Below are 16368 nucleotides of genomic sequence, written 5' to 3' on the forward strand. Positions count from 1 at the left end.
ACAGAAAGTCGCTCGATCATTGAATAGAAGAAGCCGAAGATTGGGCGGCTTTCCACAGATCCAATTGCTTTTGCTCTTCAGCAATCAACGTTTCTACTCCAGCGATCTGTAATTTTTGCAAAAAAACAGGCAATACTTTCTCTGGATCAACCGTACCATTAATCAGTGGACGATAGTATTCTGCTAATACATTATTGATAGCAGCTACCTCTGTAGATACCGGAGCAATATTCATATTGAAGCCCAGTGCTGGCGCTGGAATATTACCGCTGTTAAATGCTTCATACTGCTCATACGTATCTTGAGGGTACGATTTATCAAAATACGAGATAAAGATATTTCCCCACATCCAGCCATATCCATAATCATACTTTGGATTCAGCGGATCCATACCTGGTGCAGGTTCGATATGTTTATCATCTACTTTGATATAATGAACCCCTTCGATTCCATGCTTGAGCAGATTAGCCAGATAAGGATCAGTATATAACAATTCTAAAAACATCATTGCATGTTCAGGTTGCTTGGAAGAACGAGGAATTGCAAAAGCCCCACTTTGCACATCGCCTGTCTCAATAACCCCCTGCCCGATATTAACATAATCCAGATCGTATCCCAGTTGACTGCTGCGCTCATACACATAATTAGGTGCATAGGATAGTGCTCCTGCAAATATCTTACTTGTTTTCCAATCCCCTTCGGCTTCATACATCGGGTCTTTAGGCAAATATCCTGCTTGATTCCAGCGATACATCGTCTCTACAAAATGCTTAAATTCAGGTGTGACATATTGATTGAACACTTGATGATCATCACGCTTAAACGCAGGCGATTCTCCAATATTGATCGCACCTGGCAAATACCAATCACCTGAAATATGATTCATTGGAATCGACCGATATAACATTTCCGGTGTATCCAGTGGTCTTAGTTGAGGTTCATGCTGATGCACAATCTGTAAAAGGGGTTCTACATCTTCCCATGTCTGAATACGATCTATCTTGAGATGATATTTATCTACAATGTCTTTACGCATTAGCACACCGTATTGATGTCCAATTTCTTTGTTAAGCGGTACAGCGTAGGTCTGATTATCCACAAGCATTCCTTTCCACAAAATAGCTGGAATCGATTTCTGCATCCCCACTCCATACTGCTTTAGCAAATGATCTAATGGTAAAAAGGCTCCTCTAGACACATTGGCTAAATAATTATTGGTCCACGAGCTAGTAAATACCAGATCTGCTGGTTGACCGGAGGCTAGAATCGCTGGTATTTTCGCTTCAAATTCGGTTGGATTCAGTGTAATAATACGAATAGTTGCATTGATTTTGCGCTTAAGGTATTTATTGACTTCGTCCATGACTTTATCTTGATCTGGCATAGGATTCGCATAATTGTAAAATACCAACTCCGCAGGTGGAAGATTACTTTGCATCGTCTCTTGCCCTGTCTGTGAAGATTGTGAAGTGGCTGAATATAAGGTCACATCTTTCTGATCTTGTTGCCGACAACCTGCCCCAATACACAACAATACAGATACCACCAGAAGCAAAAGCATTCGGTGATACCTGTATCTGGAATGGTTCATCCTATTCCTCCTTACCTTGTGTTAACCTTTGATACCACCAATTGTTAATCCTTTTACAAAATACTTTTGGAAAAATGGATATGCGCAAAGAATCGGTGTTAATACGATAACTAAGATAGCCATACGTGCGCCTTCGGCTGGAATCTGCGCCATTAACATATTGTTAGTCGCTGAAGTCGCATTACTGGTTACAAAGTCGATATTAGACTGCAATTTCATTAACATATATTGTAGACTGACTAATTTGGGATTGGTAATATACAACTGTCCAAGGAACCAATCGTTCCAATAGGTAACCAGTGTAAATAATCCAACAGTAGCGAGTCCTGGCTTGGACAACGGAATCACAATACGAGCAAAGATATACCACTCGCCTGCTCCATCAATCCGTGCGGCTTCTAGAATCGCTGTTTCAATAGATTGCTGCATAAACGTTCTCAAAATAATAACATTAAAAGCACTCAGTGAATACGGTAAAATCAAAATCCAGAATGAGTCTGCTAAATGAAGAACATTCGTATTTACAATATAAGAAGGCACCAATCCACCGTTAAATAACATTGTGAAAAATAAGAAAAATGCCATCACATTACGATAACGAAAATCACGTCTCGATAATACATACGAGAATAACGCAGTCACTAACAGACTGAATAACGTTCCTATCGCTGTAACGCCAATCGTCACATAAGCCGATTGCAGAATCTGATCTCCATTGCGGAACACATAACGATACGCATCCAAGCTCCATTCGGAAGGTAAAAACTGATAGCCTTTAGCAGACAAGCTCGCTTCACTGGTAAATGAGATCGCATAAACCAGAATAATTGGAATAATACAGACCACACACAGTACAATCAAAATCAGGTTAAATACAAGATTCCAACTTTTTGGAAGCTGATTGAATTTACTAGATGTTTGCTCCATCGAAATTCCCCCTTTTCTAGAACAGCGCGCTGTCTTTGTCCATTTTTTTCACAATCCAGTTGGTGATGATGACAAGCACGAACCCGACAAAAGACTGATATAAGCCTGCTGCTGCGGTCATACCATAGTTCCCCATCGAAGTTAGGCCGTTGTAGACATACGTATCAATAACCTGTGTAACAGGGTACAGAGCGCCTGAGTTGTAGGTCACTTGATAGAACAATCCAAAGTCAGCATAAAAGATTTTGCCGATACTGAGAATAGTCATAATAATAATGATTGGCTTGAGACAAGGAATCGTGATAAAGCGAATTTGTTGCCATTTACTAGCGCCATCAATCGTAGCGGCTTCATAATACTCTGGTGAAATACCTGTAATCGAAGCGAGGTAGATAATACTGCTATACCCTACACTTTTCCAGAAAAAGACGAAGATCAAAATGTATGGCCAATAGGTCGTTTCAGAATAGAAATTAATCGGATGCATTCCCATAAACGTTAGTGCTTGATTGATAATCCCTTTGTCTGCACTAAGGAAAGCATAAAAAATCAAAGCAACAATCGTCCATGATAAAAAGTAAGGCATAATCAATATGGTCTGATAGGTTTTGGATAGAAATCGGTTACGAATCTCATCAAGCACAATAGCAAGGGCAACTGCGAGAATCAGTCCGAAAATAATAAACACGAAGTTGTATAATAATGTGTTACGTGTAATCAGCCATGCATCGCCTTTGAATAAATACTCAAAGTTTTTGAATCCGATCCAGGGACTACCTAGAATACCATCGTAGAAATTATAATTTTTGAAAGCAAGGATGACTCCGAACATCGGCAAGTAGTTGAACAAGACCAGTAAGATTAGTGCAGGTAACGCCATCAAAAAAAGAACTTTATTTTTACGTAATTCGTACAAAAAGGTCATGATTGAAGTCCCCTTTCTCTCCGGTATCTCTCTTGTGTGCTTATTCTTTAATTATGGGCAAGAGAAGGAAAGGAAACTACGCTAAGTTCTTTAGGTTATGTGTACTTTTTTTAGGTAAGCGTTCTCAAAATAGAGTTATGGGATTGAAGGCGACTTCATTATGTTAGTTTTAGTTACATATTTAGTAGAGGCAGACCGTTTCGCTTCTATCGGGTCATTCCTTGATCTATGCTCTGTGCTGGGAGTATATTTGAAGGAAGGATACATTAAAAACTGTTACAGGAAGTTAAGGATAATATATAGTATCAGAATAAATATAGGATGTTTAGAATTTGATATCAGAGTAGTTTAGCCTATACCTATAATCAAAAAAAGTCGAACGCTACACCTTTGTGTATATCGTTCGACTTTTTTGATTATTTTGCGCTATCGATAAAGCTTTTCAAATCATCTGCCATGACTTTGGATTGAGTGTAATGCAGATAATGAGTACCGTCTAATAGAACGATTTTGCCATGTAGTGAATTTTTGATTTGTTCTTCATGTTGAGTTGTCCAGTTTTTAATATCAGGATCATCTTTGACTAGAAAGAAAATCACAGGCAAGTTTTTAGGGAATTGTAAGCCTTGTACAGCTTTGAAATTCGTCGGTAATAACTGTGCTTCACTCACAATATCTGGGTTCATCATATTTTTGAGCGTAATCATTTTGATCTGCTCTTTGGTCGCTTCATCTACATCAGGTGTCATGATCTGAGTCGGATTAAGTTTAACGAGCAAGCGGTAAAAGCCTGATTTTTGCAATATACTAACGGATTCAGTATCCATCACTTCAGTTGGCTGTGTAGGGAAGCTTGTATCTATACCTGCAAAAGCAGTCACTTCATTAGGATATTTATTCACATAATCTAATCCATAAATACCTGAGATCGAGTGACCCATCAGAATGTATTTATTGATCTTCAATTGTTGCAAAGCTTCATGAATCTCATTCGTAATATTGTCGACTGTACGAGGTTTATCGGTGACATCACTTAATCCATAACCAAATGGTTCAACAACAACGACTTTGTAATGCGGTGATAGTTGATCAATCAATGGTTTGAAATCTAGAGCTGGCGATGCTGTACCAAAACCGGGAATCAATACAATCGTTTCTTTACCTTCTCCTTGAATCATTACATTCATGTTTTTACCATCTACAGCAACCGATTGTCCGTATGGTTGTATTTTGCTTTGTTCAGACTTACTGGCGAAGACATTAACGGTATACACCGTTCCTAAAAAAATAACGATTAATACAACAACAACTGCAATAGCTTTGAGCATAAACTTGAGTAATCTTTTCATAAATTCATTCCTTTAATATTGACTTGATGAATAAGTAACTTCTTTCAATTATAAAGTATTTTATTTATATAAGCTAACTTCGTGTTATATGAAGCTATTCCTATTTAAAAAAGGGATTACCTGTGTAGGTAACCCCTTTGATTCTTGCTATAGTCGTTGTTGCTATTTCACATCAATACTTACTTCTTCTGGACGATAGACGGTGCTAATTGCACCTTCTGTATCGGTAGCGAACATCACTGTACGTTCGGCATCCAATTGGAAACTGTACGTTTTGTGACTGATCGGGTCTTGTACTTGAATTTGAGCATTCGCTCCATACTCGGATACAAAGATATACAGATTACCTTGATCGAAAGACAATTTACGTCCATAAACACCGGATAATTCATCGCCTTGCAACCATTCCAGTTCAGAAGACACTTCTGCTTCTGCTAGCGCATATTCATACAGTGCAATTTGAGTTTCGGTACGATCGCTTAATTCTACAGGCAATGGGCTCCAGATGATTTTACCTTTACCTATCGCTACATTTTTCACCTGAGCAACACCAGTCAGTGGAGCTTGTTTGACCAGTTCAGCAATACGTTTGCCACTAAATGATACCGGTAACACTTCTTCACCTAACTGTAATGCTTCTTCACGGCGGACATTTGATAATGGAGCACTCTCTGTCACTTTGCTTAGACGATCTGTAGGCTGCCAGTATTCATCTAATGATAACGGCCCTGTAAATAATAAAGTACTGCCATGCTCTTCTACATAATCGACCAGTTGCTTGAGCGCTGCTGTCTGGAAATTATGAGGACTTGATACAATGATTAATTTCGGCGCATCGCCTGTCGTTAATTCATGTAAATGATATTCCCCAAAAGCACGTGCATGTACATTCAGTTCATAGGATAAGGTACGAATTAATTTGGTTGTTGCATCATGTGCTAGTTTGCGATTCGACAAATCATTGGAATATGGGAAAACAACAGCTACTTCTTCCAATTGACGATTTTCAAATAAATCACGAGTTGCATTCATAAAGCGTCCAAAGTCATAAGATACGTCTGCTTCTGGCTTTTCTGTTCCATCTGCTCGTACAGCACCGATATGAGATTCATTGACATTGTGCATATAGAAATTGATATTCCAGATCCACTGCACCGCCCCTGCTCCACCTGTTGAAAAAGCATAGGCATATTTGCGCTCTAAAATATACTTCAATTCATTTTCTGTACGCTTGGCTTTGCCTTCTGGTGTCTCAATATACATAATCCCTGTTTCTTGGATGAGGTTCGGCTTCTGTGGTGTTTTGGTAAAAATACCATCCCACACGAGATCATCCATTTCCCACCAGGAGTGTACTGTCGTATAATCGACAGTCTCTGCATACAACAATGGAGATGGACGTTGCCCTGCTAATCCTTCATCTTGTCCAACCGTCACTAACTGCTTCGGTTGAATACTTTGGATCATACGAGTGAGGTCTGTCGCCCAGCGATTGTGCATATCCATCGTAAACAGATTATAGTCGAGCCAACGAGTTCCTTTTTTCGGATGAATCGATGTTGGATTATAACTGATATCATCAACATGTACTGGATATACCGCATCAAAATTAGGTAACTCTTCAGGTGTCATATTCCAGCGTTCTTGTACTCGGGTAATATCACTATCGTAACGCTTTTCTACCCATTCTTTGTAAGCCGCAATCTCAAATTCATCGTACACCGGTTGCGGACCTGAAAATGGACGATCTGGATTAAACATAGACGGTTCATTGATCAGATCCCAATGAATATTGGAGGTATGACGATGACGGGTTACAATCGCTGAGATAAAACGCTTTTGCGCTTCTACACTACGTGGATCAAGATACGGGTTAACCCCTTCCCAAGCTTCCGGTGTAAATGCAAAAAAGTTAAATGTCAGTTCATGCCCATGCTTTTTACTTGTCAAAATAAACGCATCAATTGCACGCATTACTTCTTCATAGGGATGACCATCGACAAACATCACATGTCGCCAAGCACTCCATACACCTGTACGTAGATAGTTAATCCCTGCATGTTTCATCTGTGCCATATCTTTATCCCACACCGCTGTATTCGGTAAAAATAAGAATTTGCGTGCCACATCCGAAGTCATATACGTCATTCCCACAATCGGTAATGGACGACCTTCTTTGCGGAAATAATCACGATCAGCTGTTAACATTTCACCTTGTGCCAAAAAGTCTGCATCAAATCCCCAGAATCCTTGATGAATGCTACGTACTTCTCCAGATGGTGAAGTGATCGTTCCTTCCAAGCGATAATATCCAGCTTCGATCGTAATCTCAACAGGTAAGCGTACAATATCCAGTTCACGAGAAGCAGCAATCGTTAATTTTTGGGTCCACACGTCTGTAAATTGACCGGATAAATCCTGATCTTCTTTGGATACTTGTAGATTGAATATCCATTCCCCACTGATATCTACACTGGTGGAATGACGTTGTAGCGATTGTAATTGAATTGTTAACGTTGGACGCTCACCCGGTTCATAACTTGCATAGTTGGGCTTCACCCAGATTTCAGTAACCCCTTTGGCAGCAAATTCGCCCCATTTGGAAATAGCTTCGATTCCTTTTTCCCAGAAGGCTTCACCTGCTAATTGGTTAACAAATATCCATCGTCCACCAGCATAAGCTCCTTTTGTATTTTCAAGCAAAATAGCAGGAGCGGCTACTTCACGTCCATCTTTGGAGATTCCTTTGAGCAGAGGATAAATATGTGCATCCATCGGTCCACTGGAACCGCCTTGTGCAGGATGGTCATTGGCTTTGGTCACATGAAGCGCAAATCCCCATGTGCTTTGACGCTCAAATAATGATTCTTGTCCTGCAAATAACGGAAAATCTTTGCTTGCTTCATAATGATCAATCGGTGTTACTTCTACCGGTAATACTTCGTTAATATTCAAAATTTGATGATAAGCGGTTTGTTCATTTTCTACTTTCCAGCCATCTAACGTTTCATTGACAGGCATACGGAAAGGAATACCGCCCATATGTACAAATCCTTTGCTATTATTCAAATGATTATGGATCGCTGTCCATGCTTGTTTGGGAAAGTAACTGCCGTGCAGATGAATAAATAAATCCGCTTGCGTAAGCGCTTTAGAAAGTTCGCTAGCTGTAACCACTGTGCCTTGCTTGTGCAGTTCGGTTAGCTGTTGTTCATTCGGTCGTTGTCCATCAAAAGGGAATGCAGGATCATAAAAAATTACCGTATGGAGCTTAGAAATTAATGTCATAATAATCTCCTTCATCATTGATATTGGATTAGGATAAAACTGGATTTGAAAGTTTCGGATGGTGAGATAGACCGCTATGGAAATAGGATTGTTCTTATTGTCGCTGAAGTACCTTTCTTACGAAAGCTTGTAACTCTTTCAGAACAATCATATTCCCTTCGCTCTCTTCTTTTACATCCTCATTTCTAAATCGTTTTTTCGTAATGAGGGTGGGTAAAGGTTAACAAATTTAGAAATAACTTTAGTTGAATAATAATGCTTGATCAAGATTGGTTAGTTATCGTTTTGTTTTCTGGTGATGATGTTGTACTTTGTTATTTTGTACTCTTTTACTATAACTGATTTTATTAAGTTACGCATTAAGTAATTTTTGAAATAATGAATTTCAACTTTATTCAACATTTTGATGTGTTTTATGATGATGGCTTGGTAAGTAAACCTTTTTGTATCGCTTTATAGATTAACTGTGAAAATAAGCTGTTGGACCATGCAAACCATGGGCGGGTAAAGATTGTCGGATCATCTGAATGGAATCCTTCGTGCATATAACCTGTATCTGCATCGGTAGTTTCTAATAAATGGATCATGTCTACTATTTCAGCATCATTATTGGCTGTTAATCCTTGCATGGATAATCCCATATGCCAGATATAACCTGCTGGTGTGTGAGGGCTACCCATGCCTTTGGCAGCTTTTCCTTCGAAATAGTATGGATTTTCGGTACTTAAAATAAACTTCCGTGTATTAAGATACATCGGATCGTTCACATCACAATAACCAAGATAAGGCATTGATAACAAGCTTGGTGTTCCTGCATCATCTACCAGACAATAATTGCCAAAACCATCAGTCTCATAAGCATAAATATTGCCATGTACAGGATGACGATAAATACCATATAGTTCGATACCATGCTGAATTTCTTCTTCCATTTCAGCCAATTCGGCGCAGAACGCTTCATCACGATAGACAGCTCGTACCATTTCTTGCATTTGGCGCAGAGAAACGACAGCGAACATATTGGAAGGAATACTGTAATGAAATTCGCAAGCATCATCACTAGGACGGAAAGCTGACCAGATCATTCCTGTGTAGTTAACAGGCATCCCGAGTCCCTTATTACGGATCGTATCAATTGCCGGACAATTGCGTCTGGTAAAACGATACGGTGATTCTTCCATATGACGTTGTTCTGTTCTCCATAATTGGAAAATAGTACGTAACCCTTGCTTAAAACCTGCGTCGAAAATATCGGTATTGCCACTTGTTTTCCAATAGTGATACGCCAAGCGAATCGTAAAACAAAGCGAATCCAGTTCAAACTTGCGTTCCCAGACCCACGGGCTCATCTCTGTCTCATCTGCCGGGTCCCAATGCCAATCATTGGCAGTTTCATTAAATGAATTGGCATATGGATCTATCTCTAGATAAAACATATGTCGTCTAATCAATCCACTGATTATTCGTTGTAGCTGTTTATCTTCTTTGCACAATGGCACATAGTGCATTAACTGTTCGACCGAATCACGTAACCACATTGCCGGAATATCGCCTGTGATTACGAATGTAGAGCCATCGTCCATTAATTTGGTTGTAGTTTCTAATGTATTTGGAAAACAATTACGAAAGAGTTCAGCTAACTTTGGACGATCTACTAACGCTTGCTCTGCTTCTGCTAGCACATCCTGAACGGCCTGTGGCAGTTCGAATGTGGACATTTGAACATGTTCTAATTTTTCTAGCATGATGATAGATCCCCCTTATTCCATTTCAATGTTTTGATCTCATAAGGTTTGAAATGTAGCTCTACAAGATGATCGGTGATAGTTAACGTGTCTAGATGATCTTCCAATATATTGACTAATGTCATTACATGCTCGGTGGTATCTTCTGCTTGTGCAGGTAATTGAATATGCGCTTTACCTCGACTGCCTGAAGATTCATAGAGACGGATAATCGTTCCTTGACCATCTTCTGCTGGCTTCATCGTATCTAAAATAACATGCTCACTATCATACGAGAAAATAGAATAAGATAAATTATCCTGTAACTGACTTGGTTGTTGTGTCTGTTCAGCTGTAGTCTGGAATTCGATGATCCGATGTGATGCTGGTTGATTAAGTTCTGCGGCGGCACGCACAATATGAGCTTCACGCCAATTGTCACCATGTGGTAATAGCGAATACGTAAACTCATGATGACCTAGATCTGCACCTTGATCTGGCCATTTCGGTGCTCGTAGTAAAGACAGACGCATATTGCAGTCTTTAATATCGTAGCCATATTTACAATCATTAAGCAGACTAACCCCATAATTACCTTCTGAAATATCTGCCCAGCGATGTCCACAGACTTCATACTGTGCTTGATCCCAACTGGTATTCCTATTCATCGTACGTTCTAGAGCACCAAAAGGAATCTCATAGGTGGCTTGCTCTGCAACGAGATCTACAGGGAACGATACTTTTAGTAATTTGTGACTTTCATTCCACTCTACCTCTGTTTTGAAATCGATTCGGCGATGATCGGTATACAAGAACACTTTTTGCGAAATAATCGACTGCCCAATTTGCCAGCGGAAGTGTAAAATATCGCCTGTCTGTCCATGCATAATGACTTGTGAAGAGATCAATTGAGCTGTATCTGCAATCTGTTCTGCAAAATGTGGATCAATATCCCACGCATCCCACAGCAACGGGCGATCATGATAAAAGCCGAACACATTGCCATGTTGATGTTCTTTCAACACTTCACGTTCATACTCTTTATCATACAAAGACGATATCTCACCTTGTTCACTAAACTGGATACGATAAAAAGGAGTTTCCCATACTGCTGGAACAGATTTTCCTATTCTATCTTCTACTTCTACTTCTACCGTCGAATGAATATCTGCATACGCTGATACTGTATTCATTTCATCCTCTGCACGTAACCAGATCACTTGATAATCGAATGCTGGAATTGATGGTACATAGATACGTAGAGTGTATTTATTTTCCAATTGATCATCATTTTCTGTGGATAACTTTTTTGTTTCTTGAGTTGCAGCTGAATCTATATTGGTGGTATGTCCGGGTAAAATAGGCTGAGCTGCTGTAAATAGAAGCTTGGGAACATCCGCATAATTTGACGGTGTAGAAGGTATACTTGATGGTTCAAGAGTGCTTGGTGTCACTAGATCACTGCGTAGTAATTGCCCAGCTTGATCATAGACTTGCACATCTGCTAACTCTTCGCCACCTTCGATCTGTATCCATTCTCCACGTTCCCAACTTAGACTGTTAAATATGGCATAGGCTGTTCCATGATATTGATTAGAATATGCAAGCTGTTCTGCGATCATGGTTGTCCACGGAGTTAGGGCTTGATTCAGAGCACTTTCTCCAATACGTAAAATCTGAGCATATTCCACTTCTGAAGTATCATAGACTTCAGGAATTGCTGAACCTGGTACAATATCATGAAACTGATTGAGCATAATACCGAGCCATCCATTTTTAAATTGTTGCTTGGTAATCATGCCATCTTCTGATTGCTCAAACAGACTTGCATGTACTGACAATCCATCATCTGCATGTTGCTTAGACAACAGTTGCGACTTTTGAAATGAAGCCTCTTCTATGGATGATTCGACTACCGATGTCTCTGTTAGACTATGTTGATTAAAATAAATAGCTGTTAAACGTTCCCAAATCTCAGCTTCACGATAAAGGAGTTCTGCTTTGCGATTGTGGCGTTTATTCCATGCTTGTGTTGTATACGTTCCCCGGTGCAACTCTAGATACAGATCGCCACGCCATACCGGCAGATCATCGGCTGACTCTAATGTCTGTGCAAAAAAGTCTTTAGCTGTTCCAAATTCAGCTTGCGGTAATCCTACCATCAAGTCTGCATGCTCTACATATTCGATCATTTCATGAGTGACTCCGCCACCACCATCGCCATGCCCGTACAATAACATTTGTTGAGGATGGACATCTTTTTGACGGAAATATTCCCAGTGCTCTCCAATATCTTTGGGAGTTGTCGACTCATTCACACCATGATTGAGATAAGACAATATTGGCGTTCCATCAATACCTACCCAGTGAAATAGATCATACGGGAAGATATTGGTATCATTCCAATTGAGCTTGGTGGTCATAAAATAATCGATTCCCGCTTGACGCAACAATTGCGGTAAAGATGCGCAATATCCGAACGTATCCGGTAACCATTCAATCGTTGAAGTGATCCCGAACTCATCACGGTAAAAGTGTTGTCCATACAATAACTGACGTGCTAACGACTCTCCACTCGGAATATTCAGATCAGGTTCTACCCACATTCCGCCTACCAATTCCCAGCGACCTTCTGCGATCCGTTCTTTGACTTTGGTGTATAGCTCTGGATAATGATCTTTCACATAAGCAAACAGTTGTGGCTGACTCTGAGAGTAGATAAATTCAGGATACTGCTCCATTAATGTACACATCGTTGAAAATGTACGACTGGATTTACGTACCGTTTCACGTACAGGCCATAACCATGCGATATCAATATGTGATTGTCCGATCATATACATATAGCCATTGTCTGCTGCTGTTGGAGCAAAAGCTTGTACTTGTTCTCGTAATAACTGTTCCAGTTGTTGCCACGGTTCTTCCAGTTGCCATGATTCTTCTGGAAGATTATAAGCGGTATTCATCACTTGTTCTAACGCTTTCTGAATAGCAATTCGGCGTAATTCATTTTCAGGTAAACGGCGCATACTATGTAGCAATACACGTACACTGTACATTAGACTACGCAATCCACCATTGATGCTTACCAGACTGGCATTGTACCGGCTTAATGGAGCTACATATTCAGGTTGCCCATTAAGTGGATCGTGCGGTTCAGGAATAGGATCGTATAATTCAATATCTAGCTGAATTTCTGTACCAGTATAAGATTCTCTTAAAGGAACAAACGTATGATTTTTATCCAGCCCATGATAGAACTCGCCATTGATTTTAAGTAATCCTTCTCCACCGCCTGCACTGAATACTAAGCCGACAGGATGTGCTGACCATGAAGCTGGAATCTGCTCTTGCGTGTGTAAAAAGTAAGTGATGCCATAGGTGGATCGTAAGTTCATATCACTGTTCTGGCGCGGAACTGTGATCTCATAATGATCAGGTGTCACATAACGTGCTTCTTCTACAGTCCATTGATTCAGTTCTTTGGTCTCTAACCATTGCTTGGTAGATAAATGTTTGATAAATCGTTCGATCCGGTACATATACTGCCTCCTCGAATAGTCATTGACTTAAGGTATCATCTTATATCTATATTCATTTCATATCCCTTAGAGATTAACGAACCGTCAACGTCACGACCTGACCTTCAACCGAATTGCTACCAATTTGTAAATGGAACTCGCCGGGTTCGACAATACGATCCAATTGAGAAGTGACTAATTCCAAATGTTCTGGTGTGAGTGTGAACGTCACAGTCTGTGTCTCGCCAGGTTGTAAAAAGACTTTTTGGAATCCTTTCAGTTCTTTTTCTGGACGAGTAACAGAAGCGAATAAATCCGTCAAATACAATTGAGCCACTTCCCAACCTGCGACTTGTCCTGTATTGGTGATCTCTACACTCACTTGAGTATGTTCATCACGCGCAATCTCAGCAGGACTTACTACAGGTAGACTGTATGCAAAAGTGGTATAGCTGAGTCCATGTCCAAAAGCATAAGCTGGTTGCAAATCCATTTCCAAATAACGTTTCCCACGTGTCCGCTTACTATTGTAATAAACAGGCAACTGTCCAACATGTCTAGGAACAGATATAGTCAGCCGACCGGAAGGATTTACCTCGCCATACAAAATCTCTGCTAAAGCATGACCGCCTTCTTGCCCTGGATACCATGCTTCGATAATCGCATCTGCATGTTCATCAATCCACGGCTCTGCTACAGGTCGTCCATTGATATAAATTACAATTAACTTTTTGCCAAGTGCATAGATCTGCTGACATAATTCGAGTTGCACTCCTGTCAAATTCAGATTAGAGCGGTCGATACCTTCTCCACATTCCATATCGCTTTCTTCCGAATCATGCACTAGTGATTGCCCTGTTCGTAAGTCTATCGTTCCTTCGCCAAAATCGCGTGCACTTGATCCACCTAATACCAGAATTACGGTCTCTGCTTGCTTGGCAGTCTCTAACGCAAGATCGAATCCTTCCTGTGACTCGTCTTTAATCCGACACCCTGGAGCATATAGCAGTTGATCGCTGTCTACACCGAGCTTCTGGCGAAGCCCTTCTAACACCGTAATCACTTTGCCTGCCGGTTGAGGTGAAGTGTAATCACCCAATTGGTTATATGGTTTATTGGCATTGGGTCCAATCACTGCAATTTTTCCAGTAGATGTTGGTTGTAAAGGTAATGCTTCATTTTTATTTTTGAGCAAAATAATCCCTTGTCTCGCCACTTCACGAGCCAGTTCAATATGTTCTGGACTGTGGATCACCCGGGCAGCACGTTCGGGATCGACATAAGGTTGATCAAATAGACCCAACTGAAACTTCACTTTGAGTAGACGGCTAACCGCTTGATCCAAATGGGCTTCTTGCGCAATGCCTTGCTCTAATGCGGATTTGAGATATTTACCAAACATATAACCTGACATTTCCAGATCAATTCCTGCTTGTAGCGATAAGGCAGTCGCTTTTTCTCCTGTCTCCGCGACATTATAGCCGTGCACTAGCATATTCATAGCGCTTGCATCTGTAATAATAAATCCATCAAATCCCCACTGCTTGCGCAGTACTTCATCTAATAAGTACTCACTGGATGTACAAGGTACCCCATCAATTTCGTTATATGCGGTCATGACCGATATTGCTCCTGCTTCAATCGCTTTGCGGAAAGGAACCAGATCGATCTCATGCAATTCTTTCATTCCCATATGTACAGGTGCGGCATTACGTCCACCTTCTGAAGCGCCATAACCGACAAAATGTTTTAACGTGGCGATTACGGTATCTGGTGAATCTAAGCCTTTTCCTTGTAGACCCATAACAGCGGCGGCGGCAAGTTCTCCTGCGAGATAAGGATCTTCGCCATATGTCTCCTCGGTTCTGCCCCAGCGTGGATCACGCACAATATCGAGTACAGGGGAATAGGTCGCTACTCCGCCCTGACTACGTGTCTCTATCGCTACCGCTTCACACATTTGTTGATACAAAGCAGGGTTCCATGTACTTGCGGCAAGCAGTGGAACTGGATATACCGTAGCCCCGATTGCCATATGTCCGTGTGAACATTCTTCGCCAAACATCAGTGGAATCCCTAATCGGGAATGTTCGATCACAAAGCGCTGGATATCATTGAGTGCGGCGGCTCCTTCTGCTGGAGACAGCCCTGTTTCCAGTGTCACTTCTGTCCACGGATCGGCACGTAATGTCGCATATAATGAACCAATTTTACCCTGGCGGATATCTTCTTTGAATTCTTCAGTAAGGGTAACGGTTCCATCTTCATTTTTGCTAAAAGTACGCCAGCCAAACAATTGGATCAGTTGCCCTACTTTTTCGTCTAATGTCATTTGAGCAAGCAAGTCTTGTACGCGTTCTTCGATTGAAAGTGCTGGATTTTTATAGTTGGTCATGTGTGATCATCCTTTCAATTGGAGTTGCAGGGTAGGAATAAAGTGGAAAGTTTCTGCACGTCTAGGGTACACCGCTGCGGGGGTAGAGTGGCTATTGTCGTCGCTGGTGTAAAGAAATCCCTGAATGAATTTTTTAGTGGTCGGGATTTCTTTACAAAGGCGAGCGCTTCGCTCTTTCATAGCCTCTCCTCCCCCTCCGCTCTGTGCTAGGTGCGAATTTCTCACCTTTATTTCTAGCAACTTGGGTGGGTAGGGTAGGACATGGTAAAGATGATAGTGATGTAAGATAGAAATATTTAGTTTTGCTTTTAGTATGGTGATTTGATTTAAACTTGGATTTAAATTTAGGTTTTTTAGGTTTGGTTTGGGTGAGAAGTTATTACTTTTTGGCTGTTAGTGTATTAATAAGTGATAGTCTGGTATTTTTTACTTTAGTTATTTTGCTTTAGTTCCTTTTTATTTATTTGTATATGGTTTGAGGTCATGAGTTTGAGATAGATTGTTTAGGATTATGAATAGCATCTTAGTTAAAAAAATATAGAGATTTCGTGATCTTTGGTTTCTTTTTAAAAAATTGGCTATATTAACTACTTCTGTTCTTGAGGTGGGATACCTGTAAATTTTATTTATTATTTGATTTGTTTAAAA

General features: G+C 40.5%; 8 protein-coding genes. All 8 read right to left on the minus strand.

Features of this window, described 5'->3' with window-relative positions; all coding sequences use genetic code 11:
* Positions 1-16: 16 nt before the first annotated feature.
* Positions 17-1591, minus strand: a complete 1575-nt coding sequence (locus RCP16_RS13910; RefSeq protein WP_308640561.1) for an ABC transporter substrate-binding protein — start codon at positions 1589-1591, stop codon at positions 17-19.
* Between the two features lie 21 nt (positions 1592-1612).
* On the minus strand, positions 1613-2518 hold the full coding sequence (locus tag RCP16_RS13915) for a carbohydrate ABC transporter permease (RefSeq protein WP_069327849.1): 906 nt from the start codon (positions 2516-2518) through the stop codon (positions 1613-1615).
* A 16-nt stretch (positions 2519-2534) separates the two neighbouring features.
* Positions 2535-3443, minus strand: a complete 909-nt coding sequence (locus RCP16_RS13920) for an ABC transporter permease (protein ID WP_069327848.1) — start codon at positions 3441-3443, stop codon at positions 2535-2537.
* Positions 3444-3859: 416 nt separating this feature from the next.
* A complete protein-coding gene (locus RCP16_RS13925; RefSeq protein WP_308640562.1) occupies positions 3860-4792 on the minus strand; it encodes an alpha/beta hydrolase in 933 nt (310 codons plus the stop codon).
* A gap of 162 nt (positions 4793-4954) precedes the next feature.
* The gene (locus tag RCP16_RS13930) at positions 4955-8080 is read right to left on the minus strand and encodes a type 1 glutamine amidotransferase family protein (protein WP_308640563.1); all 3126 of its coding nucleotides are present in this window, start codon (positions 8078-8080) and stop codon (positions 4955-4957) included.
* Positions 8081-8493: 413 nt separating this feature from the next.
* A complete protein-coding gene (locus RCP16_RS13935; protein WP_308640564.1) occupies positions 8494-9825 on the minus strand; it encodes a glycoside hydrolase family 125 protein in 1332 nt (443 codons plus the stop codon).
* On the minus strand, positions 9819-13346 hold the full coding sequence (locus tag RCP16_RS13940; RefSeq protein WP_308640565.1) for an alpha-mannosidase: 3528 nt from the start codon (positions 13344-13346) through the stop codon (positions 9819-9821). The genes RCP16_RS13935 and RCP16_RS13940 overlap by 7 nt, the downstream gene beginning before the upstream one ends.
* Positions 13347-13419: 73 nt before the next feature.
* Positions 13420-15720: a glycoside hydrolase family 3 N-terminal domain-containing protein gene (locus RCP16_RS13945; protein ID WP_308640566.1), complete on the minus strand. Its 2301-nt coding sequence runs from the start codon at positions 15718-15720 to the stop codon at positions 13420-13422.
* Between the last annotated feature and the right edge of the window lie 648 nt (positions 15721-16368).

It is taken from the genome of Paenibacillus nuruki, from assembly GCF_963311185.1.
Taxonomy (GTDB): domain Bacteria; phylum Bacillota; class Bacilli; order Paenibacillales; family Paenibacillaceae; genus Saccharibacillus; species Saccharibacillus nuruki.

Bases quoted from the DNA above. Each gene is read 5' to 3' on its own strand.
- RCP16_RS13915 (WP_069327849.1), bottom strand. From the start codon at position 2,518: ATGGAGCAAACATCTAGTAAATTCAATCAGCTTCCAAAAAGTTGGAAT.
- RCP16_RS13945 (WP_308640566.1), bottom strand. From the start codon at position 15,720: ATGACCAACTATAAAAATCCAGCACTTTCAATCGAAGAACGCGTACAA.
- RCP16_RS13940 (WP_308640565.1), bottom strand. From the start codon at position 13,346: ATGTACCGGATCGAACGATTTATCAAACATTTATCTACCAAGCAATGG.
- RCP16_RS13935 (WP_308640564.1), bottom strand. From the start codon at position 9,825: ATGCTAGAAAAATTAGAACATGTTCAAATGTCCACATTCGAACTGCCA.
- RCP16_RS13925 (WP_308640562.1), bottom strand. From the start codon at position 4,792: ATGAAAAGATTACTCAAGTTTATGCTCAAAGCTATTGCAGTTGTTGTT.
- RCP16_RS13930 (WP_308640563.1), bottom strand. From the start codon at position 8,080: ATGACATTAATTTCTAAGCTCCATACGGTAATTTTTTATGATCCTGCA.
- RCP16_RS13920 (WP_069327848.1), bottom strand. From the start codon at position 3,443: ATGACCTTTTTGTACGAATTACGTAAAAATAAAGTTCTTTTTTTGATG.
- RCP16_RS13910 (WP_308640561.1), bottom strand. From the start codon at position 1,591: ATGAACCATTCCAGATACAGGTATCACCGAATGCTTTTGCTTCTGGTG.